The sequence below is a fragment of the Micromonospora sp. NPDC000316 genome (assembly GCF_042898885.1).
In the GTDB taxonomy this organism is placed as follows: domain Bacteria; phylum Actinomycetota; class Actinomycetes; order Mycobacteriales; family Micromonosporaceae; genus Micromonospora.
Genome location: NZ_JBIAZG010000002.1, coordinates 1 through 21608, shown reverse-complemented (window position 1 = coordinate 21608; position 21608 = coordinate 1). Strand labels below are relative to the sequence as shown.

The 21608-nt window shown below is 69.2% G+C and carries 23 protein-coding genes and 1 tRNA gene; 12 read left to right on the top strand and 12 right to left on the bottom strand.

Annotated features, from left to right (window positions below; translation table 11 throughout):
* Positions 1–4 precede the first annotated feature (4 nt).
* Genes ACFY2Q_RS04595 through ACFY2Q_RS04585 form a run of 3 tightly spaced genes read right to left on the bottom strand, consistent with a single transcriptional unit; the run spans position 5 to position 1727 of the window.
* Positions 5–586 carry a DNA-3-methyladenine glycosylase I gene (locus ACFY2Q_RS04595; RefSeq protein ID WP_387127668.1) on the bottom strand — a complete coding sequence of 194 codons (582 nt, stop codon included), beginning with the start codon at positions 584–586 and terminating at the stop codon, positions 5–7.
* 59 nt (positions 587–645) lie between these two features.
* A complete protein-coding gene (locus ACFY2Q_RS04590) occupies positions 646–1143 on the bottom strand; it encodes an SRPBCC family protein (RefSeq protein ID WP_387127666.1) in 498 nt (165 codons plus the stop codon).
* A complete protein-coding gene (locus ACFY2Q_RS04585) occupies positions 1140–1727 on the bottom strand; it encodes a DivIVA domain-containing protein (RefSeq protein WP_387127663.1) in 588 nt (195 codons plus the stop codon). Before ACFY2Q_RS04585 ends, ACFY2Q_RS04590 begins: the two co-directional genes overlap by 4 nt.
* 150 nt (positions 1728–1877) lie before the next feature.
* Here ACFY2Q_RS04585 and folP point away from each other — a divergent pair, with 150 nt between their 5' ends.
* Positions 1878–2747, top strand: coding sequence for a dihydropteroate synthase (gene folP / locus ACFY2Q_RS04580; protein WP_387127661.1), 870 nt, complete (start codon positions 1878–1880; stop codon positions 2745–2747).
* A gap of 66 nt (positions 2748–2813) precedes the next feature.
* Here the strand turns inward: folP and ndhC are convergent, their stop codons facing one another.
* The gene (gene ndhC / locus ACFY2Q_RS04575; RefSeq protein WP_387127659.1) at positions 2814–3191 is read right to left on the bottom strand and encodes an NADH-quinone oxidoreductase subunit A; all 378 of its coding nucleotides are present in this window, start codon (positions 3189–3191) and stop codon (positions 2814–2816) included.
* A gap of 128 nt (positions 3192–3319) precedes the next feature.
* Here ndhC and ACFY2Q_RS04570 point away from each other — a divergent pair, with 128 nt between their 5' ends.
* From ACFY2Q_RS04570 to ACFY2Q_RS04560, 3 genes are all read left to right on the top strand, one after another.
* On the top strand, positions 3320–4759 hold the full coding sequence (locus ACFY2Q_RS04570; protein ID WP_387127657.1) for a hypothetical protein: 1440 nt from the start codon (positions 3320–3322) through the stop codon (positions 4757–4759).
* A gap of 378 nt (positions 4760–5137) precedes the next feature.
* Positions 5138–6985, top strand: coding sequence for a 2-oxoacid:acceptor oxidoreductase subunit alpha (locus ACFY2Q_RS04565; RefSeq protein ID WP_387127656.1), 1848 nt, complete (start codon positions 5138–5140; stop codon positions 6983–6985).
* Positions 6978–8012 (top strand): 2-oxoacid:ferredoxin oxidoreductase subunit beta, encoded by a 1035-nt coding sequence (locus ACFY2Q_RS04560; RefSeq protein ID WP_387127654.1) that lies wholly within the window; start codon positions 6978–6980, stop codon positions 8010–8012. Before ACFY2Q_RS04565 ends, ACFY2Q_RS04560 begins: the two co-directional genes overlap by 8 nt.
* Positions 8013–8081: 69 nt before the next feature.
* On the opposite strand, the gene ACFY2Q_RS04555 is transcribed toward ACFY2Q_RS04560, so the two are convergent.
* Positions 8082–8726, bottom strand: coding sequence for an FMN-dependent NADH-azoreductase (locus ACFY2Q_RS04555; protein WP_387127651.1), 645 nt, complete (start codon positions 8724–8726; stop codon positions 8082–8084).
* 82 nt (positions 8727–8808) lie between these two features.
* On the opposite strand from ACFY2Q_RS04555, the gene ACFY2Q_RS04550 reads away from it, so the two are divergent.
* Positions 8809–9288, top strand: a complete 480-nt coding sequence (locus ACFY2Q_RS04550; RefSeq protein WP_387127649.1) for a MarR family winged helix-turn-helix transcriptional regulator — start codon at positions 8809–8811, stop codon at positions 9286–9288.
* Positions 9289–9301: 13 nt separating this feature from the next.
* On the opposite strand, the gene ACFY2Q_RS04545 is transcribed toward ACFY2Q_RS04550, so the two are convergent.
* Positions 9302–10315, bottom strand: coding sequence for a potassium channel family protein (locus ACFY2Q_RS04545; protein ID WP_387127647.1), 1014 nt, complete (start codon positions 10313–10315; stop codon positions 9302–9304).
* Positions 10316–10492: 177 nt separating this feature from the next.
* Between ACFY2Q_RS04545 and ACFY2Q_RS04540 the strand changes: the two genes are divergently transcribed.
* The 3 genes from ACFY2Q_RS04540 (at position 10493) to ACFY2Q_RS04530 (ending at position 12821) form a co-directional block, all read left to right on the top strand.
* Positions 10493–10978 (top strand): helix-turn-helix domain-containing protein, encoded by a 486-nt coding sequence (locus ACFY2Q_RS04540; RefSeq protein WP_387128451.1) that lies wholly within the window; start codon positions 10493–10495, stop codon positions 10976–10978.
* A gap of 134 nt (positions 10979–11112) precedes the next feature.
* Positions 11113–11712: an ATP-dependent Clp protease proteolytic subunit gene (locus ACFY2Q_RS04535; RefSeq protein ID WP_387127645.1), complete on the top strand. Its 600-nt coding sequence runs from the start codon at positions 11113–11115 to the stop codon at positions 11710–11712.
* A gap of 341 nt (positions 11713–12053) precedes the next feature.
* Positions 12054–12821 carry a hypothetical protein gene (locus tag ACFY2Q_RS04530; RefSeq protein ID WP_387127643.1) on the top strand — a complete coding sequence of 256 codons (768 nt, stop codon included), beginning with the start codon at positions 12054–12056 and terminating at the stop codon, positions 12819–12821.
* 70 nt (positions 12822–12891) lie between these two features.
* Here ACFY2Q_RS04530 and ACFY2Q_RS04525 read toward each other — a convergent pair whose 3' ends face one another.
* Positions 12892–13767 (bottom strand): maleylpyruvate isomerase N-terminal domain-containing protein, encoded by an 876-nt coding sequence (locus ACFY2Q_RS04525; RefSeq protein ID WP_387127641.1) that lies wholly within the window; start codon positions 13765–13767, stop codon positions 12892–12894.
* A gap of 74 nt (positions 13768–13841) precedes the next feature.
* Positions 13842–14777, bottom strand: a complete 936-nt coding sequence (locus ACFY2Q_RS04520; protein WP_387127639.1) for a hypothetical protein — start codon at positions 14775–14777, stop codon at positions 13842–13844.
* Between the two features lie 212 nt (positions 14778–14989).
* Here ACFY2Q_RS04520 and ACFY2Q_RS04515 point away from each other — a divergent pair, with 212 nt between their 5' ends.
* A complete protein-coding gene (locus tag ACFY2Q_RS04515; RefSeq protein ID WP_387127637.1) occupies positions 14990–15514 on the top strand; it encodes a GNAT family N-acetyltransferase in 525 nt (174 codons plus the stop codon).
* Between the two features lie 145 nt (positions 15515–15659).
* Here the strand turns inward: ACFY2Q_RS04515 and ACFY2Q_RS04510 are convergent, their stop codons facing one another.
* Both ACFY2Q_RS04510 and ACFY2Q_RS04505 read right to left on the bottom strand, forming a co-directional pair.
* Positions 15660–16061: a nuclear transport factor 2 family protein gene (locus ACFY2Q_RS04510; RefSeq protein WP_387127635.1), complete on the bottom strand. Its 402-nt coding sequence runs from the start codon at positions 16059–16061 to the stop codon at positions 15660–15662.
* Positions 16058–17056, bottom strand: a complete 999-nt coding sequence (locus tag ACFY2Q_RS04505; RefSeq protein ID WP_387127633.1) for an NADP-dependent oxidoreductase — start codon at positions 17054–17056, stop codon at positions 16058–16060. Before ACFY2Q_RS04505 ends, ACFY2Q_RS04510 begins: the two co-directional genes overlap by 4 nt.
* Between ACFY2Q_RS04505 and ACFY2Q_RS04500 the strand changes: the two genes are divergently transcribed.
* On the top strand, positions 17056–18054 hold the full coding sequence (locus ACFY2Q_RS04500) for a LysR family transcriptional regulator (RefSeq protein WP_387127631.1): 999 nt from the start codon (positions 17056–17058) through the stop codon (positions 18052–18054). The two genes, ACFY2Q_RS04505 and ACFY2Q_RS04500, sit on opposite strands and share 1 nt — an antisense overlap.
* A gap of 273 nt (positions 18055–18327) precedes the next feature.
* Here ACFY2Q_RS04500 and ACFY2Q_RS04495 read toward each other — a convergent pair whose 3' ends face one another.
* Positions 18328–18879, bottom strand: coding sequence for a hypothetical protein (locus ACFY2Q_RS04495; RefSeq protein WP_387127629.1), 552 nt, complete (start codon positions 18877–18879; stop codon positions 18328–18330).
* A gap of 250 nt (positions 18880–19129) precedes the next feature.
* Between ACFY2Q_RS04495 and ACFY2Q_RS04490 the strand changes: the two genes are divergently transcribed.
* Together ACFY2Q_RS04490 and ACFY2Q_RS04485 are read left to right on the top strand one after the other, a co-directional pair.
* The gene (locus tag ACFY2Q_RS04490; protein ID WP_387127627.1) at positions 19130–19792 is read left to right on the top strand and encodes a DUF4240 domain-containing protein; all 663 of its coding nucleotides are present in this window, start codon (positions 19130–19132) and stop codon (positions 19790–19792) included.
* Positions 19793–20333: 541 nt separating this feature from the next.
* The gene (locus ACFY2Q_RS04485; protein ID WP_387127625.1) at positions 20334–20687 is read left to right on the top strand and encodes a hypothetical protein; all 354 of its coding nucleotides are present in this window, start codon (positions 20334–20336) and stop codon (positions 20685–20687) included.
* A gap of 218 nt (positions 20688–20905) precedes the next feature.
* Here ACFY2Q_RS04485 and ACFY2Q_RS04480 read toward each other — a convergent pair.
* Positions 20906–20978, bottom strand: a tRNA-Arg gene (locus ACFY2Q_RS04480).
* Positions 20979–21608 lie beyond the last annotated feature (630 nt).

The following is a 21608-nucleotide window of genomic DNA, read 5'->3' as shown; positions in this document are numbered from 1 at the left end:
CCCATCACGACGCCGACGCGAGCGGGACGTGACAGCCGGCGATGTGATCGTCGACCATCCCGGTGGCCTGCATGAGCGCGTACGCAGTGGTCGGGCCGACGAACCGGAAGCCGCGCTTCTTGAGCGCCTTGGCCATCGCCGTCGACTCGGGGGTGATCGGCGCGACCTCGGCGAAGGAGCCGGGTCGGGTGGCCCGGGGCGCCGGGGCGAACGACCAGAGCAGCGCGGACAGCCCGTCGGGCAGCTCCAGCGCGGCGCGTGCGTTGGCGATCGCCGCCTCGATCTTGGCCCGGTTGCGGACGATGCCCGCGTCGGCGAGCAGCCGGGTCACGTCGCCGTCGTCGTAGCTGGCGACGGTGGGGATCCGGAACTCGTCGAAGGCGAGCCGGAACGCCGGGCGCTTGCGCAGGATGGTCAGCCAGGACAGGCCGGACTGGAACGCCTCAAGCGTCATCCGCTCGTAGAGCGCGTCGTCACCGCGCACCGGCCGCCCCCACTCGGTGTCGTGGTAGATGGCGTAGTCGGGGGCGTTCGACCCCCAGGCGCAGCGGGGCAGCCCGTCGGCACCGATCACCAGGTCAGTCACCTCGTACACGCTAGGGCATCACACCGACACCCCAGCGCCACCGGACGGCGCCGGGGTGGTCAGGGCAGCCGGCCCTGCTCGACCAGACGGGCGAACCTCTTCAGCGCCTGGGTGAGGCCGAGCTTGGAGCCGGGCCAGAGCACCGGCCAGGCCAGTCGACCGGCCCGGCCACCGGGCAGGTGGAACCACTCGTGCCAGACGACCTGGGTGCGGGACCGGTCCAGTTGGGTGCAGCGCAGCACGCCCGGGCCGCGCAGCAGTTGGCCGTAGTGCACCACGCCGATCTCGTACGGCTCGTCAACTCGGACGACCCGCATCTCGTCGCGCAGCACGGCCGGGCCGACAGCGGTCACCGCCTCGATCCGGCTGCCCTCCCGCCCGTCGCCCTCGACCACCCGCACCTGGGTGAACGGGATCCAGTCGGACTGCCGTTCCCAGGCGAGCAACGCGGCGAAGACCCGGGCCGCCGGGGCGTCGACGATCACCGTGGCGGTCACCTCACCGGCACCGGGTTGGGCAACCTCACCAAGATCGCCAGCGCCATGCGGGCCGGTCACGCCGACTCCGACCGCACCACCGCGTCGCGCTGGCCGGTGCCGTCGGCCGGCACTTCGCCAGCCGGGGTCCCGTCGCCAGCCGGGGTCCCGTCGCCAGCCGGGGCCACGCCGTCGGCGTCCGCCAGGGACGACGTGGCGGCAGCGCCCGCGTCGGTCGAGCCGGCCGCTGTCGCGTCGTCGGCAGGGGTCAGGTCAGCGCTCGGCTCGGCTGTGCTCGCCACCGCCGCAGTGGATTGCTCCCGGGCCTGGCGCAGCACGTCCGCGTCCTCGATGCGCCCCTCCCGCAACGCGACGACCTCCGACTCCAACACGCCGATCAACTCCGACTTGTAGCCGATGTCGTAGGCGGCACGGCGCAGCGCCTGATCGACCTGGGCCATCCGATATCCGCGCAGCGCGGTGTCGAAGCGGACCGCGCCCACATCGGATTCGCGCAGCGGCCGGGTGCCTGGCAGCGGCACGGCCTGCGAATCCGGCTCGGTCGGCACCAGGCCGGGATCGCGGCCGCTGATCAGCACCGTCACGCCGAACACCACCGCCGCGACGGTCAACGCGACAACCAGGAAGAGCAGAAGCTGACCCATGTACTGATCGTGGCACGACCGTCGGCCCGGAGCGACCCCACACCCCGATCACGATCGACGTCCATGCCCGCCCCGTGTGGCGGTCGATCGACCGGCTAGCGTCGGGAGCGGCCGACGCGGCGGCGGCGGTGTGGAACCTCAGGAGGCGGCATGGCCGGGGCACTTCGGCTGGGCGGGCGGACGTTCGCCCCCGGTGAACTGGTCGTGATGGCCATCGTCAACCGCACGCCGGACTCGTTCTACGACCGTGGCGCCACATTCGCCCTCGACAGCGCGCTTCGCGCGGTCGAGCGGGCGGTGCACGAAGGCGCGGAGATCATCGACATCGGCGGGGTGAAGGCAGGCCCCGGCGCCGAGGTGGACGTCGCCGAGGAGATCCGACGCACGGTGGACACCATCGCCGCCGTGCGGGCCGCGTTCCCGGATGTGGTGATCTCCATCGACACCTGGCGGGCCGAGGTGGCGACGGAGGCGGTGGCGGCCGGTGCGGACCTGCTCAACGACACCTGGTCGGGCGCCGACCCGGCGCTGGCCCGGGTTGCGGCGAGCACAGGCGCCGGGCTGGTCTGCTCACACGCCGGAGGGCTGGTCCCGCGGACCCGGCCGCACCGGGCCGCCTTCGACGACGTGGTCGCCGACGTGGTCGCGACGGTGACCGGGCTCGCCGAGCGTGCGGTGGCGGCAGGGGTACGCCCCGACGGCATCCTCATCGACCCGGCCCACGACTTCGGCAAGAACACCCGGCACTCCCTGGAGATCACCCGCCGGCTGGGCGAGCTGACCGCTACCGGTTGGCCGGTGCTTGTGGCGCTCTCCAACAAGGATTTCATCGGCGAGACGCTTGACCTGCCGGTGGCCGAGCGGTTGGAGGGCACGCTCGCCGCGACGGCGGTCTCCGCCTGGCTGGGTGCCCGGGTGTTCCGGGCGCACCAGGTCGGGCCCACCCGCCGGGTGTTGGACATGGTCGCGTCGATTCGCGGTGACCGGCCACCCGCGGCGACCCGCCGTGGCCTGGCCTGACCGGTCGTCGGGGCGACCGACCGTGAACGGCTGGCGGATCGGCACGATCGCCGGAGGTCGGGGCGGTCAGGTCCAGCGCAGGATGTTCCTACGCCAGGCATAGAGGATGCCGAGCGCGAGCACCGCCACGAACACCGCCATCTCCACCACCGTCACCAGGCCGAAGCCCGGTCGGTCGAAGACCACAGCCCACGGGAAGAGGAACACCGCCTCGACCGCGAACAGCACGTACAGGTAGGCGTAGACGTAGTAGCGGATCTGCATCTGCGCCCAGTCAGCGCCGACCGGGTCGAGCCCGCACTCGTAGCTGGTCCGCTTGCCGATCGGTTCGGCGGGACGGGCCGGACGTAACACGCGGTTGGCCGCGAACGCTGTCACGAAGAACACGACGCTGACGAGCAGCAAGAGACCGAGCGTCGCGTACGAGCCCAGGTAACCGGTCACGCCGGGAGCCTACCGCCCGGCCGGAAGGCCCGTCCCAAACACGTTACGGATTTGTTTCCGGTTGGGACTAGTGCACATGGGCAACTGTTACCGAATATTGGACTTCCATCCAGGGCACCGGAGGTCAGATGGCCCGCCTGAAGGTTTCGTCCGGGCACCGGGCGGCAGGGCGGCTTCCCACGCGCCTGCTGGCGACATCCCTCGCGGCCGGCCTGCTCGCGGCACTCGCTGTGGCTCCGGCGTGGGCGGGCGCGGCGACGCCGGCCGGCATACCGCTCCTGGCCCTGACCGACCCGTCCGCCGAGCCCGGACCGGACCCGGAGACCACCGCACCCCCGCAGGAACCCACCCCGACCCAGGAGCCGAGTGACGGTCCCCCGCCCACCATCCCCGCCCCGGAGACCACAGCGCCGCCGCCGGTGACGACGCCGCCTGCGCCGCAGACCACCGCACCTGACGTACCACCGCCGCCGCCCACCACCGCTCCCGCGCCGGGCGGCGCCACGCGGTCGCCGACGCTCGGCCCACCGGCGCCCCCGGTCCGGCCGGCACCACCGGGCGGTACGCAGGCGCCGCCGAGCCCGCTCGGCGTGCAGGTCACCACCGAGGATGTCGCCCTGCCCGGGGCGTACTGGAACGCGGCGAGCACTGCCGCCACGCTTCGGGTGACGGTGGCCAACACCGGCACCACCGCACAACAGATCCGACTCTCGTACACGCTGCCGGCCGGGCTGACCGACGCCGGCACGAAGGGGTGTGTCACCGCAGGCGGTGGCGCGTACCGCTGTGGAGCCTGGACGGTCGGGGAAGGCACCCGGTTCAGCAGCCTGATCCGGTTGCGGGTCGCCGGCACCGCGTGGAAGCAGATGCCACTCAGCGGCTCCGTCCAGGTCATCGCCGAGGCGCCGGGCGTGCCCGGCCAGGCGACCGACGACCACGGCTTCGCGGTGCTGTTTCCGCCCGGCCCGCCGGCACCCGGAATCTCGCTGGCGGCCGACGAGGTGGAGTTCGACATCAGCGGCGCGGCGAGCAGCCTCGCGGTCCGGCTGGCCAACACCGGCACGGTGGACGCGGCCGGCCTGATCGAGGTGGTCCTGCCGGCCGGGGTGAGCGTGCCGACCCCACCGGACGGCTGCACGGCTGTCGACCCGACGCGTACCCGGTGCGACGCGGGTCTGTTGCCGGCGGGCCAGACCGGTGAGCTACGGCTGCCGGTGGAGGCAACTCCGCACGCCCAGAGAAACGCGCCGCTGTCCGGCGCGGTGATCGGTCAACTCGACCCGCGCAGCGGCCCGACCCGTCGGGTGCAGATGAGCTTCCGCATCACCGCGGCGGCCGCGCTTGCCACACCTGTGGTGTCGCCGCCCGCGCCGACCGGCTCCCAGGGCGTCCTCCCCGCGGGTGCCGCTGGCGACGGCCAGGCGATGACCTCGGTGCAGCGTACGGCGGCCATCCTGGTCACGGTCTCCGCGCTACTTGTGGTGCTCGCCCTCGTGCTGGCCACCACCGCACTGCGTCGCCGGTTCAACGAACCGGTGCCCGGGCCCGCCCCCGAGCCCGCTGACTGATTGATCACCCGCGACACTTGATCGACGCCCGGCCAGAGTCACCGGCCGGCCTGTGCTGGTGATCTGAATTACGGCGGGCGGTGCGAAAGCCCGTGATTTGGGGCATTTCTCGCCCCTATCTGGCCCCAGTTGGCCTACCTACAGGAAGGCTCAGGGGTCCGTTGGACGTAGGCTCTCGGTGAGGAAACAACAGCGGACCGGGCCTGCCTGGGCGGTGCGGCCCAGCGTTGCGTCAAGGAGGTCCCGTGACCGGGCAAGGCATGGTCACCATCATGTTCAGCCGCCCGCGCGACCGCGCGCAGCGAAGCGAGGTGCAGGCATGAGTGCGAGGAGTGAGCCGGTTTTGCGAGCCCCGCAGTCGCGATCGAAGGTGGCACAGTGACCAAGCAGATCCGTCAACTCGACCGGGTGGTCATCCGGTTCGCCGGTGACTCCGGCGACGGCATGCAACTGACCGGCGACCGGTTCACCTCCGAAACGGCGCAGTTGGGCAACGACATCTCCACGCTGCCCAACTTCCCCGCCGAGATCCGGGCACCCGCCGGCACCCTGCCCGGCGTGTCGAGCTTCCAGGTGCACTTCGCCGACTACGACATCCTCACCCCCGGCGACGCGCCGAACGTGCTGGTGGCGATGAACCCGGCGGCGCTCAAGGCCAACCTGGCCGACCTGCCGCGCGGCGCGGACATCATCGTCAACACCGACGAGTTCACCAAGCGCAACCTGGCCAAGGTCGGCTACCAGACGAGCCCGCTCGACGACGACTCGTTGGCCGGCTACGTCGTACACCCGGTGGCGCTGACCTCGATGACCGTCGGCGCGCTCGCCTCCTTCGAGGTGTCCAAGAAGGACGCCGAGCGGTCGAAGAACATGTTCGCCCTCGGTCTGCTCTCCTGGATGTACTCGCGTCCCTACGAGTCGACGCTGCGCTTCCTGGAGCGCAAGTTCGCGTCCCGCCCCGAGCTGGTCGCCGCGAACGTGGCCGCGTTCCGGGCCGGCTGGAACTTCGGTGAGACCACCGAGGACTTCGCGGTCCGCTACGAGGTCAAGCCGGCGAAGATGCAGCCCGGCACCTACCGCAACATCACCGGCAACGCCGCCCTCTCGCTGGGCCTTGTCGCCGCCGGTGTCCGCTCCGGGCTGCCCGTCTTCCTCGGCGCGTACCCGATCACGCCGGCGTCGGACATCCTGCACGAGCTGAGCAAGCACAAGCGCTTCGGCGTGCTCACCATGCAGGCCGAGGACGAGATCGCCGCTGTCGGCGCGGCGCTGGGCGCCTCGTACGGCGGGTCGCTCGGCGTGACCACCACAAGCGGCCCGGGCGTGGCGCTCAAGAGCGAGACGATCTCCCTGGCGGTGGCGCTGGAGCTGCCGCTGGTGATCGTCGACGTACAGCGCGCCGGCCCGTCGACAGGCATGCCGACCAAGACCGAGCAGGCCGACCTCAACATGGCCCTGTACGGCCGGCACGGCGAGGCGCCGGTCGCGGTGATCGCACCACGCTCACCCTCGGACTGCTTCTTCGCCGCGCTGGAGGCGGCCCGGATCGCGCTCACCTACCGCACCCCGGTGATCCTGCTGTCCGACAACTACGTCGCCAACGGCTCGGAGCCGTGGCTGCTGCCCGACGTGGAGTCGCTGCCCGACCTGCGTGTCGATTTCGCCACCGAGCCCAACGGCGAGGACGGCACCACCTTCCTGCCCTACCTGCGCGACCCGGAGACGCTGGCCCGGCCGTGGGCGATCCCCGGCACGGCGGGGCTGGAGCACCGGATCGGCGGCCTGGAGAAGGCCGACAAGACCGGCGACATCTCGTACGACCCGGCGAACCACGACTTCATGGTGCGTACCCGGGCGGCCCGGATCGAGACCATCCCGGTGCCGGACATCGAGGTGGAGGACCCGGACGGTGACGCCCGGGTGCTGGTGCTCGGCTGGGGTTCCACGTACGGGCCGATCGGTGCGGCGTGCCGCGGGGTTCGCCAGCGCGGCCTGTCCATCGCCCAGGCGCACCTGCGGCACCTGGCCCCGATGCCGGCCAACCTCGGTGAGGTGCTGCGCTCCTACGACCGGGTGGTCATCCCCGAGATGAACCTGGGCCAGCTCGCCCACGTCATCCGGGCCCGCTACCTGGTCGACGCGATCAGCTACAACCAGGTCCGCGGCCTTCCGTTCACGTCCGCCGAGCTGGAGACGACGCTGGAAGAGGTCCTGAAGAATGTCTGAGCCCGTCGCCCTCAAGCTCACCGCGAAGGACTTCAAGTCCGACCAGGAGGTGCGCTGGTGCCCCGGCTGCGGTGACTACGCGATCCTGGCCGCCATCCAGCAGTTCATGCCGGAGCTGAACATCCCCCGCGAGCGGACCGTCTTCGTCTCCGGGATCGGCTGCTCGTCCCGCTTCCCGTACTACATGAACACGTACGGGATGCACTCGATCCACGGCCGCGCGCCGGCGATCGCGACGGGCCTGTCGGTGTCCCGCCCGGACCTGTCGGTTTGGGTGGTCACCGGCGACGGTGACGCGCTCTCCATCGGCGGCAACCACCTGATCCACGCGCTGCGGCGCAACGTCAACCTCAAGATCCTGCTGTTCAACAACCGGATCTACGGTCTGACAAAGGGTCAGTACTCGCCCACCTCCGAGGTCGGCAAGGTCACCAAGTCGACGCCTGCCGGTTCGGCGGACGCCCCGTTCAACCCGCTCTCGCTCGCGCTCGGCGCGGAGGCCAGCTTCGTCGGCCGGACCATCGACTCGGACCGCAAGCACCTCCAGTCGGTGCTGCGGGCCGCCGCCGAGCACGAGGGCTCGGCCTTCGTGGAGATCTACCAGAACTGCAACATCTTCAACGATGGGGCGTTCGAGCAGCTCAAGGACCCGTCCACCCGGGACGACTACCTGATCCGCCTGGAGCACGGGCAGCCGATCACGTTCGGCGCCGACGGGCGGTTCTGCGTGGTGCACCCGCCTGGCGGGTTCGGCCTGGAGGTCCGGGAAACGAGCTCGGTGCGCCCGGAGGAGATCGTCGTGCACGACGCGACAGTCACCGACCCGGCGTACGCCTTCGCGCTGTCCCGGCTGCCCGGCCTGGACCTGCGCAACACCCCGATCGGCGTGTTCCGCTCGGTGGACCGGCCGTCCTACGACAGCGTGGTGCAGAGCCAGTTGGCCGCCGCGAAGGCGACCGTCACCGAAACCCCCGAGCAGCAGCTCGCCGGCCTGCTCGGCAGTGGCGACACCTGGACGATCATCTGACGCGTACGGCATGACGAAGCGGCCGTCCCCGGACAACGGGGGCGGCCGTTTCGTCGTGCGAGGTGCTGCTCAGTGCCCGGCGGAGACCGGCAGCCAGAGGTTGTCGATCTCCTTCTCGGCCGCTGCGAGGCTCGCCTCGTGCAGCGGGATCAGCTCGGCCATCGCGGGGACGACCGGGGCGAGGGTCAGCTCGGCGGTGATGAAGCGCGGCTGCATGCCGGTCAGGGACAGACCGTGCGGGAGCCAGGGCTCGGCGTGGTCCCAACCGTTGCGCGGGGTGCCCTCGCCGTAGCCGCCGCCCCGGCTGGCCAGCACGACGAAATCGTGGTCGCCGAGCAGGCTCTGCCCGGTCGCCGGGTCGTAGGCCAGGCCGGCCACGGTCAGGTGGTCGACCCACGCCTTGACGCTGCTGGGTGCGCCGTAGTTGTAGAGCGGCAGCCCGAGCAGCACGACGTCGGCCTGCTGCACCTCGTCGACAAGTCGCTGGCTGAGCTCCCAGCATTCGCGCTGCGCTGGGGTGTGCTGGTCCGGCGGCGTCATCCGGGCCTGGGCGGCCACCGTGTCCAGGTGCGGCAGCGGCTCGGCGCCAAGATCCCGGTAGGTGACCGTTCCGCCTGGATGAGCCGCATGCCAGGCGGCGGCGGCACGGGCGGTGAGCCGCCGGCTGACCGACATCTCACCCTGAATGCTCGAGTCGATGTGTAGCAGGTGCATTGTTACCCCTCCGAGGATCGTCTGTGTGGCGTCAACCATTTATAGCAGGCCAATGTTCCGTTCGGTCGGTAGACTGGCTCACATGTCCGCCCCGACCCTGGATCCCGCAGAGCACCGCTCAGGCGCTCTGCTGGACCATCTGGCCCGGCGGATGCGGCTGCGGTCGGAGTCGGTGCTGGCGCCGCTGGGCCTGCGCCCCCGGCATCTGGTCGCGCTCACCGTGCTGCGCGACGGCGGCGGCACCAGCCAGCAGTCGCTGGCCACCACACTGGAAATGGACAGCACCAACATCGTCGGGTTGCTCAACGACCTCGAAGCGATGCGGCTGGTCGAGCGGCGCCGCTCACCCGAGGACCGTCGACGGCACGTCGTCGACCTCACCAAGGAGGGGGCGAAACGCCTCAGCCAGGCGGAATGCGCCCTCGCCGGCGCCGAGGACGAGGTGCTGGGCGCGCTGGATCCCGCCGAGCGGGAAACGCTCTACGAGTTGCTTCGACGGGCCGTCGCCACCACGCAGGCCATCTGCACCGAGTCGCTGCGCAGCGACCTCGACGCCTGCTGACGGCGGCGGAGGATCAGGCCGTCGTGGCCGACTGAGGGCGGTCGTCGCGGACGTGCACAAGCATGTCGCCGGTTTCGATAACCGCGCCGGCGCGGTCGGCCAGACTTACCACCTTGCCCCGCCGCACCAGGGCGATCACCAACGATTCCAGCTCACGCGGCGAGCGACCCACCTCGTCCCGCTCCGCCGAACGCATCGCCAACGCCATGCCCTGACCCGGCGTGAGCAGGTCCTCCACCACGTCGATAAGCGGCGGCGCCGAGGTGGACAGGCCGAGCAGACGACCGGCGGTCGCCGAGGAGACGATCACGTGGTGGGCGCCGCTCTGCTTGAGCAGCGGGGCGTTCTCCGCCTCCCGGGCCGCCGCGATGATCCGAACCTGCCCGGCGGTGAGCTGCCGTACGGTAAGCGCCACCAACACCGAGGCGTCGTCACTGTCGGTCGCGATGATCACGGCTTTCGCGTTGCGGACGTGCGCCTCGTTGAGGACCGACGACCGGGTGGCCGACCCTTCGATGGCCACCAGTCCGGCCGACGTGGCCTGCCGCAGGGCGGCGCCGTTGCGCTCCACCACCACGATCCTCGACCGGTCCAGCCCGTTCTCCATCAACGCATTTACCGCGCTACGGCCCTTGGTGCCGTAGCCGCAGATGATGACGTGGTCCTTCACGGTTCTCCTCCACCGCGACAGGCGACGGCCGGTCCGGTACTGCTCGGTCAGGACTTCCAAAGTGGTGCCGACCAGGATGATCAGGAAGATCACGCGGGCCGGGGTGATGAAGAGGACGTTTACCAGCCGGGCCGACGGTGAGGCCGGCGTGATGTCGCCATAGCCGGTGGTCGACAGCGACACGACCGCGTAGTAGAAGCAGTCGAGCAGGGTGAGGCCGTCCCCGTTGACATCGCGGTAGCCGTCCCGGCCCAGGTAGACCGCGGCGACCACGGCGAAGACCAGGCCCAGGGCGGCTGCGAGCCGTAGGCTCAGCGCGCTCAGCGGACCCCGCCGCTGAGCTGGAAAATGAATCACCGTGGAACCTGCTCCACCACCGTCGCCTGCACGCCCACAACATAGCGGTTACGCCGCACACCGCACGTCCGGGCCGCGCGGCGGACAACCGGGCCGCCCCCGACGGGACGGCCGACGAGTCCGGCAGCGGGCATGATGGGGATGTTCCCCGACGACGACCGCGAGAGTGAGGCCGGCATGTCGTTGCTGCGACGAGTGATTGGCGGGGTGCTCCGCCGACTGCGTCAGAGCCAGGGCCGCACGCTGCGCGAGGTGGCCGCATCCGCCGGGGTCTCCGTGCCCTACCTGTCCGAGGTCGAGCGGGGTCGCAAGGAGGCCTCCTCCGAGGTGCTCGCGGCGATCTGCCGAGCGCTTGGCATCCGCCTCTCCGATCTGCTGGAGGCGGCCCGCGACGACCTGCGCCGCGACGAGCCGCGCATCCCGACCGCACCACGGGCCTCGTTGAGCCGCCTGGAACGCGCCACTGCCGCGCGGCAGGACGCCGGCCAGCACACCCTGCGGACCAACGGCCCGATCCTGCACCGGGCAGCCAGGGCAGCCGGGCCGACGTCGCGCATCCGGCCGATGGCCTCCGCCGGGGGCTCGCGCCCCGGTCCGCGTACCACCGCTCGGTGGAATTGCGCGGCGTCCCGGGCGGGCGCGCGGCGGCTGACCGCCGCGTAGGCCGCGCGGTTCTGCCGTCGGCGGATCTGCCGGCGGCAGAATTCCTGGGCCACCACCGCACGCCGCCGCACGCTGGAGGGGCCGGTCCACCGGGCGGTCCCGCCGCCCACCGGCACGGCGGAAGGCGGCGACGAATGATCGGGTACGGCGTGCAAATGCTTGACGGTGGGCAGCCGTCCTTCGGTGACCACGTGTTCGAGCGGCTGCTGCGGGAGCGGATCGTCTTCCTCGGCAGCGAGGTGACCGAGGAGTTGGCAAACCAGATCTGCGCGCAGATCCTGCTGCTCGCCGCCGAGGACGCGGACCGGGACATCTTCCTCTACATCAACTCGCCGGGCGGGTCGGTGAGCGCGGGGATGGCGGTCTACGACACGATGCGCTACGTCCGCAACGATGTGGCCACGCTGGCGCTCGGGCTCGCCGGTTCGATGGGGCAGTTCCTGCTCTGCGCGGGCGCGGCCGGCAAGCGGTACGCGCTGCCGCATTCGCGGATCATGATGCACCAGCCATCCGGCGGGATGGGCGGCACCGCCTCGGACATCACCATCCAGGCAGAGAACATGCTGCACGCAAAGCGGACCATGCAGGAACTGACCGCCGAGCACAGTGGACGATCTCTGGACGAGATCCAGCGCGACGCGGACCGGGACCGCTGGTTCACGGCCGTTCAGGCCCGCGAGTACGGCCTCATCGACCAGGTGCTCACCCGGGCCGATCAGTTGTCGGCGCGCTGACCCGCGGTGGCGGCCGGCGATGGTCCCGCCGGTCGCCACCGCGACCGCCAACCCGCGCAGGTCAACACGGGGTTGGCGCCCCGTGCCGCCACCTGACGGTGACCCGCGCCGATGCCGGACGCGACCCCCTCGATCCGCGTCCAACAGATACCGACGACCCTATTCCCACGAGTGGGAATAGGGCCGTCGTCGCGCCGCAGCGCGTTTCTCCACATTCTCGTTACACGGACAGGCACGAATGCGATAGACGCCGCCTGTCCAGCTGCTCTCCCCCGGATCACGACGCCTCCAACTCCCCACCCGGGAAAATCGGCTGGCACCGGCCCGTTAGGGTCACGTCTATGCGTCGACTGATCCCAGCCCTTTCGATTGCCCTCACCGCCGTCCTCGTGGCCGGCTGCGGCACGACCTCCAGCGACACCGGAGGAGCAGCGCCCTCCGCCGCTCCCGAGACGACAAAGGTCGAGCCCGTCGCCGCCATCCGGCAGGCCATGGACCGCAGCCTCAACGGCACGGTCACCATGGACGCCTCCGTCAAGGCCGGCCCGCAGGCGATCACCCTCAGCGGAAAGATGGACCCCGTCGCCAAGGCGATCCAGGTCACCGGAAACGCGCCGGAGCCGATCGAGGCCCGCCTGATCGGCGACGTCGCCTACATCAAGTCGGACTCACTCGACGGCAACAAGCCGTGGATGAAGATCGACCTCAACAAGCTCAAGCCGACCAGCTCGATGCGCCAGTCGTTCGACCTCAAGGCGCAGACCGGCATCATCGGCGGCGTCGTGACCGCCCAGGAGGTGAGCCCCGGCCGTTACGCGGGCGTGGCCGACCTGGGCAAGGCGGCGGAGGCCGCCGGCGCCGACGGCGGAATGCGCGAGGGTCTTGAGTCGACCGCCAAGCTGGCCAAGGACCCGACGGCGATCCCGTTCGAGGCGTCCATCGACGCCGACGGCCGACTCACCGCGCTGTCGTACACCATCGCCACGAAGAGCGTCGGTGACCTCGTCACCGAGATGAAGATGAGCGGCTTCGGCGAGCCGGTCACGGTGAAGGCCCCGCCGGCCGGTGACACCGAGGCGGCCTCCGAGGAGATGTACAAGTTCCTCTGACCAGATCCGTTCACGGTGCCCTCCGGATTTCCTCCGGAGGGCACCGTCGCGTCGCTGGGTCAGGCGTCTCTCACGCGTTCCGTCGCCCAGGTTTCGGCGCGAGGCGGCCGTTGGGCATGTGCACGACCCGGAGGAACGCGGGCAGCCGCCACGGCCGCGGCCCACCGATGACGACGTCGCGGCGCAACACCGCGTGCGCGATGCTGATCCGGCCGAACATCATCAGGTTGAACCGGGCGGGACGGAACGTCACGCGCGCGTCGAACGGGCCGTCGGGCGGCGCGATCCACACCTTGCGGTCGCCGAGGGTCAGCGTCGTGGTCGTCGTGTACGGCGACCGGAACTGCACCGACACGGGATGGCGGGGCATCGGCAGTTCGGTGTTGAGCAGCACCCCGTACGTGTCGCGCATCATGTCGAACATGAACAGGTCCCAGTAGAGCGCAGCGTGGTCGTCCGGCATCGGCCACGGCCGGCGCAGCGCCCGTGCGATGTCCCAACCGTGCACGAGCAACTCGTTGGTCAGATGGGCGAACAGACCGCCGACGGTCACCCGCGCGTTGCCCAGCCAACTCACAGTCGACCGCGGATCCGCGGTCGTGGCCAGCAGGCTGTCGACCGCGGCGTTCAACTGCGACAGCAGGACACCCCGGTCCCGCTCGGTGAAGTGGGCGAGCACATGGGTGTTGACGTCGGCCACCGTGTCGACGTTCGTGACGGCAAGCATGTCCTCCAGGCCCGGCACGGGGATGGCGACTTCGCTGCCTTCAAGCCTCGACACGTACAGCATCGCGATCGACACCACGTGCGCGACGGTGTCGGCCACATTCCAGTCGGCTGTCACCATGACTCGGGGCGACTGCGCGGCGGCCACCAGGTCGGTGAACCGATCGGCAGCCGCCCGCAGTGCCGTGTTGGCCAAACTCCAACGATCTGGATCCACCACGTCAGTCACATCGAACAGCATCGTGCATTCGCCGTGCGACGGCTTCTTCGCACGTGCACTCTTTCGCGCGGACGTCAGTTGTAGAACATGGTCGGGAACCAGCCGAAGCCGAAGATGGCGGGCACCCGGACATCCCAGTAAACGACTGTGAACACGCCCAACGCGATGAGCAGCGCGCCGCTGAGCACCATGCTGCGCCGCACGTCGGCGGTGAGCCAGCCGATGAAACGGCCCCGGGTGAGCACGATCAGCAACGCGAAAAGTGCCGTGACCACGACGATGTTGCCGAGCGACTGCAACACGAACGCGGCCGAGCCGTACAGCGGGTTGCCGCTGTCGACCGCCCAGTGGAAGAGCTTGTTGAACAACGGATAGGGCCGCCCGATGAGGAACCCGCCGATGAGCGCGCCGAGGGTCACCACCCGTGCGACCGGTCGGTCAGCGAACACGTCCGGCACCGCCCGGATCGCGGCCAGCCCCAGATAGATGAGGGCCAGCCCGATGAGCCCGAACACCACCGACGACTGGATGATGCGTACCGGCACCCCGCCGGCGGTGTCGGTCGACAACTGCGGGAGCCGGTCACCCAGCAGGACGCCGACGAACCCGTACACCGCGGCGACAACGATCATGCCCAGAGCGAGATAACCGACAGGCCGCAGCAACAACCGGAGCCGGTCACCGCTGCCGCTGCCGGCCGCGCCGAGCGGCCCGATGGACGCGAGCATCGCAATGTTGCACGCGGTGAACGTGCCGGCGAGGCCCGACACGAACGCGAACACCAGGCCCGCAGCGGTACCGGAGATCGCGGTCGCCTTCGCGTCGTGACCAAGGAGCCCGCTGGCGACGCTGTCGCCGATGACCGAGTCGACGAACTCGTACGACCACAGCACCGCCAGCAGAACCCCGGCCGCCGCGCTGGCCGCGATGATGACACCGTTGCGGTGTGGTCGCTCTTCGGCGGAGACGCTAACGAGGTTTTGGGTGGCTGTGGTTGGCGTTTGCGTCATCAATCTCTCCCCAGACCGATTGGCGTCGATGACTGTGCGCGGCGAGGATGTCACTCAGTGCACCGGGTCTGCATCTCCGAACGTGCGCAATCGGTTGCGGCCAGTGACGGCTCCGGTCTGGTCACGCGGGCCCGGGCAGGGACGTCCGCTTCCGCACACCCCACCGCCACCCGGGCCCCGCTCGGGCCCTCGTGATCTGGCAGGATAACGGCGTGCTGAGCCCTGTCACTCTTCGACAAGTCCTGCCCGACGACCTGTCCCTTGTGAATCGGCTCTGGCAGCTGTACCGGCACGACCTGTCCGAGTTCCGGGGCACCCTGCCGGACGGCTCGGGCTTGTTCACCTCTGGCCGATTGCCGACCTACCTCCAGGACCCAGACAGCTCGGGCTACCTCATCTGCCAGGACAGGCAGCCCGTGGGCTTCGCATTTGTCTCCGGCCTGGAGATCCAGCCGCTGCGCGTCTCCGAGTTCTTTGTCGTGCGGGCCGTGCGCCGATTGGGCGTCGGACGTCTCGCCGCCCAGCAACTCTTCGCCAAACACACAGGGCATTGGGAGGTGCCCTTCCAGGAGGAGAACCCGGGTGCCGCCCGTTTCTGGCGCCGGCTCGCCGCCGAGATGTGCCCGACGGGCTACCGCGAGGAACGGCGTGCTGTTCCTGGAAAGCCGCACATCCCTCCGGATACGTGGCTACTGCTGACCGAGCCAGTACGCGCGGTGGCGGGTCCTTCGATGTGAGCGAACTGCCCGGCGTAGCCACGGATGCGCGATCGGCGCGCCTCTCCCCGCTCCGCAGGCCGGAGCGGGGAGAGCGGCGCGGCGAGTTACCCGGGCACCGCCGGCGCGCATCCGATGACCTGCCGGACGCACTGCGTGGCCTCGCCTAGAAAGCGTTGTCAAGCGTCAGGACGAGCTCGGCGATCCGCCACCCACCGCCGGACCGTCGCAGGCTGAACGTGTAGACCCCTGTCGAGATCATCTGGATGCTGTCACCAGTGTTTCTCGTCTGCAGCAAATAGGCCCGTACCTCAGCGGTGGCGGCGTCCGTCGTCGTGACCACCACATTGCTCAGGTGGTGCCGCACCCTTCCGGTCTGGGCCGTGTGCCCGTCACGGACGAAATCGAGCACCGCCGTGCGTCCGGTGACCGGGCCGAGCACTCCTTGGCCGGGCATCATGAAAGTCCAGGTGGTGTCCTCGGTCAGGACCGCTTCCAGCTGGGGCATATTCAGCTCGTCCAAGGCATGGGCGTAGTTCGCCACCGCCTGCTGGAGCTCGGCGATCACGAGACCACCGTCAGCACGATCTTGCCTTGGATGTGGCCCTGCGCGGCTCGCGTGTGTGCGCTGGCCGCTTCGGCCAGCGGGTAGGTGCTGTCCACCCCGACCTGGAGCTTGCCCTCCGTGAACAGGCGCCCGATCTCGGCGAGCTGGGGGCCGTTGGAACGCACCTGAATGTTCGAGACTGAGATGCCCAGACGCGCTGTCTCTTCCGGGTCGTACTCGGCGAAGAACACCGGAAGCATTGTGCCTCCGCGCTTGAGCACCGTCAGGAAGCGAGAGCTGTCCGGGCCACCGACGGTGTCGATCACCAGGTCGATGCCGCTGACCACGTCCGCGACCTGCGTCGTGGTGTAGTCGATGAACTCATCGGCACCGATCTTGTACAGGAACTGCTCGTGTCGGCCCGAGGCCACCGCGATGACGTGTGCCCCCTTCCACTTCGCCAGCTGCACCGCGAAGTGGCCCACTCCACCGGCGGCTCCGTTGACCAGCACGGTCATCCCTGGCGTGATCGGCGCCGGCTTGTGCACCTGGCCGGTGAAAGGAGACGGCACGTCGTGGCCGAGATCAATCAGGTACTGCCAGGCCGTGAGCACGGCCATCGGCGCACCAGCCGCCTGCACGTGGTTGATACCGGCCGGCTTGTGTGCCAGGTCCGAAGCCGGCGCGGCCACGTACTCGGCGTACGTCCGGCCGTCGAATCCGGGGAACCGCAGCATGCCGAAGACCTCGTCGCCGACGGCGAACCCTGACACGTCCGGAGCCACCGCCTGGACCACACCCGACATGTCCGTTCCAGGGATCAGGGGGAACTCCAGCGCTGGCCTCATCTCGGCCGGCATGACCTTCATCCCCTCACGCAGGTACCAGTCCGGCGGGTTGATGCCCGCCGCGTGCACCCGCACGAGCACCTCGCCCGGGCCGATCTCGGGAACCGGCACCTCGTCATACCGCAGAACTTCCGGCCCGCCGGCTTCGTGGAACTGAATCGCCTTCATTGCGCCTGTCGCTTTCTCGGGGAAACGTTGCTCCCTCAGTTAAGGCCCAGGGCCGCGCGGCCGTCCAAGACCGGTTCGGCAACCTGATCATTCCGAATCAGCATGATGCGTACGCTGGAAGGGTGAATGATCTCGGACAGGACCTGGAACTGCGGCTGGTGCGCTACTTCACCGTGGTGGCAGCGCACCAGCACTTCGGCCGGGCCGCCGCCGACTTGCACGTGGCCCAGCCGGCGCTGAGCCGCCAGATCCAACGGCTCGAGAAGCATCTCGGCGCACGATTGCTGGACCGCACACCCCAGGGCACCCGGCTCACCCCGGCCGGCCAGACGTTCCTCCCCCGGGGCCAAGCCCTGCTGCAGGCCGCCCGCCAGGCCGAACTGGCCGTGCGTGAACAAGCCGAGACCGAACGAATCGCCATCGGTTACGTTGAAGACCTGGTAATCACTGCCGCCGTACGGGAACTGCGCCGCCGTTACCCGGACGCCGAAATCGCCACCCGGCATCTGAGCTGCCGCGACGTCGGGGCGCTGTCCGACAAGCGTGTCGACGCCCTAATCGCGCGGGCCCCGCTGCCGCTCGCCGACGACGACGTGAGCACCACCCCGCTGTACGAGGAGCCCCGGATGCTTGTGGTCCCGCGCGGCCATCCCTTGGCTGACCGAGCGTCGGTGACCGCGGAAGAACTGGCCGGCGAAGAGGCAGCGCCGTGCGCGTTCGAGACCGCAGACTGGACTTCCTACCGGATCCTCGGGGCTGGCGTGCCGCCGATCGCGAGCTACGAGGACAAGCTCGAACTCGTCGCGAGCGGCGAGGCGATCGCCGTGCTACCGGTCGGCGATCGGCGTAGCTCACTGCGCCCCGGCCTCGTCACCGTCCCGATCAAGGGCGCTCCCTCCAGCCAGGTCGTCCTGGTCAGCCGCAAGGGCAACCCGAATCCGATGATCAGGAATCTCCGGCTGGCCGCCAAGGCCGTCCTGACCGGCCCGAAAGCCTGACCGGGCCCAACCGACCCTGCACGTCAGGTCTCACCTCGGGCAAGCTCGCCTAGCTTCGCCCGTCCGCCCTCGGCCTGAGCGGAATACCCTTGTTGGAGCGCGGCCCGGAGTGCGACTCATGGGCGCCGGCAAGGCATAGGCGGAACGCAGGTTTCCGCCGTTCAGACGAGGCATCGTCTGAGTACCGGGATTACATCCCTCCGGGCCGTGCTCATGCCGCAGCAACCCCGGCCGTCACCCAGTTCGTCACTCGGACGAGCGATTCACGCGTCGTCACAGGTCTTCATCGTCTTCGTCTGGCGGCAGGTCGATCTGCCACCAGATTCGCATCAGGTACTGCTCGATGCCGGAGTGCTGTCGTTGCAGGACGGCGATGCGTTCGTCATCGCCGCCGGTGCCCATCACCTTCAGAATCTCGTGAAATGCCCCCTCTGCCTGCTCACGCCCGCGATGAAACAGCGCGACCGCATACCGGCCGGGCCCTCTTGGCGGGTCAATGCCAGTAATGACCGTGCCGAAAATGTCGCCTACCTGCAAATTGCCGGTGGGACAGTCCAGGTCGAACGTCAGGGGGCCCGTCCACCCGTGCGCGCTCAGGTCATCATTAGGGGCCTCGTCCCAGATCTCCACGTCGGCTCGTACCTTTATGAGGCCCTGGCTCACGACGATGTAGATCTCGTATCCGGTGCTCGCTGCCACACCCTTGTAGGCTTCGATGATAGCGGCCGTTGAGCCCACGGCGGCGTCGCAGTAGACATCGCGTAGGACGACCATCCGGTATTCCGGACTTAACGTCAGGCCATGGCAGCTGTGCCGGGTCGGCATGTTTGCTCTCCTACGAATTTGCTCTCCAGCTCGATACCCTCACACAGAAAACAGCGACACCTTCCCGGACATCTTGCCGTCCGGTCTAGAAACGCACCGCACGGCGAACCACCCCTGATTGACGGCCTCGTCGGCGTCCTGCGCGTCGCTCACCTGGGACGCATCCGTCAAGCATCAGGTGGGACTAGACACGCCGGCGGCCGGCTGTCCGGTCTCGGGACCTGCGTGACAGATCGGTATCAGGACCTACATGACACTGCCCCGCCATCTGTCAGAGCGATCGTGGACACTCTTGGCCGTGGACGTGGATGGGTTCTGGAAAGTTGTAGAGCGCGCACGAGCGGCAGCCGGTCCAGCGGCAGACCAAGCCCGGCGGGACGGTCAGCCGAGTGCGGTCACTGAGGCGCTGGTGGCAGAGCTGACATCGCTTCCGCTGCCACAAATCGCCGCGTTCGACCGAGTGCTCAGCGACGTGCTCGCTCAAACCGATACCTGGGATACCTGCGCAGCATGCTGGATCATCGAGTACGGGTTCCTCTCCGACGACGGATTCTCCGATTTCCGGGCAGGGCTCGTCGGTTTGGGCAGAAGGGCCTTCGAGTCAGTTGTCAATGACCCGGACTCGCTCGCCGAACATCCTGCGGTGCAAGAGATCAGCTCATCGGAAGGCTGCGGCCTCTGGATTGGCGACGAGCGGCTCCTGTACGCCGCGCAAAAGGCGTACGAGCGGCTGACGGGCGACCCTGACGCGTTCTGGGACGGTGTCGATGCAGCGGAGCCCGCTACGGCTCCACCGAGCCGCAGCCCCGTGCCTACCGAGGAGCGCTGGGACCTTCGAAGCGAAGACGAGTGGCTGAGGCGACTGCCCAGGCTCGCCGAGCTGTTCCTTGCCCGCCGGTTCCCGTTGGAGTAACTGGCCTCAGCCGGATGCGGATGGCTAGAGCGTCACGGAGGTCCTGATACCGATTTGTCACGGAGGTCCTGAGACCCGACATTGCCGGCAGCCCGGCCGGTCCCTACCTCGCCGCTACCTGTCCGCGTCGGACCGCCTGGTCAACCAGGCCAGCGGCAGCGTCGGGCGAACACTGGGACGCGTCGATGGTCAGCTCGGCGGCAACGCTGTTTCTGTCTCATCCCATGCCCTAGGCGTTCGATCGCGTCGCCGGTCTGCCGGTCTGCGATGCGTCGTGCCGCTTCGGGCCTGGGGCAGGTCAGAGCGACGATGGTCCACCGGGTGTCGGGGAGCGCCCTACGGACGGCGTCGATCGCCTCGACCTGGCCGAGGTGCACTACGGGGATCTGCTGGTCGATCTGGACTGCGACCTACCCAAGAGCGGATGGGGTCGGCTGACGTTGGCCAAGAGTCGACCCCAGGCGGGCAAGCGGTGGACAGACAGCGGCGAGGTTCACGACGACCGAGGGCTGAAGCACCGAGCCGAGGATGAGCCCGTAGTGTGCCAATCCCGCCCGCGCTCGTGACGATCCTGCGCGCGCACATCGAACGGTTCGGCGTCGCCAAGGATGGCCGGCTATTCCAAAGCGAGCGGGGCAACGTCGTTGCGGCCTCGACCTACTCACGCGTCTGGGAAGAGGCACGTCGACTCGCTCTGACGCCGCGCCAGGTTGACTCTCCGCTCGCTGGTCGGCCGTACGACCTGCGGCACGCCGCCGTGTCGCTTTGGCTCAACGCTGGTGTGCCGGCAACTGAGGTAGCCGACCGGGCCGGACACTCCGTGGACGTGCTGCTGAAGGTCTACGCCAAGTGCATCGACGGAGCGGAGGCCACCGTCAACGACCGGGATCGCTGAGGCTCTGACTGGTGTGGCGTGGCCCGTATGATGGTCGCCGTTCCGGATCTTGCTCCGGCCTTGCCGGCTGACCTGGGCAGACGCCTTCAAGGTCATTCCGCGCCTGTTCCGCGACCTGCGACAAACGGCGGCTTCCGGTGGCTTAGGGCTGCACACCTGTTCGAATCGAGCGGCGTGCGTATTGCCAGCTCAGATAGCGTTTCGGCTGTGTATCGAGGTGCCCCCGGCAGGATTCGAACCTGCGACACACGGTTTAGGAAACCGATGCTCTATCCCCTGAGCTACGAGGGCGCGAGGGCCTAGTCTAGCGACCCGGGGTTCACCTGGGGTGGCAGGGAGTGGCCCGCGTTCACCCACGTCACCCGTACCTCTGTTCTCCCAGCCCAGGACCACACCTGGAGCACACGAACCCCGGGTTTGCGACCGGCGGTCGGCCGTGGTGACCCTCGTTGGCACCGGTTCACCCGGGTTGGCATCCGCTGGAGAGCACACACCGCGCACATCATCAAAGGTCAACAACGTTCCGTCCGCTGCCGACCGTCGGCACCGCCACCGGAGAACCACGGAGCGTTCACCCCGGGCTCGCTCGGACCGGCCGCGATTCTGACCATGGCGGTCCCCAAGCGTCCGCACATGCCGAAAAGGGCGTCGACGCAAAGACCATGCAGGCGGACTCCGGCCTTCCTGGCTGGCGCCTTTCGTAAGCCGCCACTCGCAAGGTCCGTTGCCCTTGTGGGCCGCTGAATCGTAGCCCGAAATTCGTCACGCGCCGCCGCCGGCTTGCCGCCGACGCGACCGGTCATCGGTTGTCAGGCGGCGGTGGCCTTAAGGGACGTCTCGTAACTGGTTGAAGGCGTTGCCCGGAGCCGGCTCGGTGGTCAGCCGGCGAGGATGATGTTGTGGAGGTTGGCGATGCCGGAA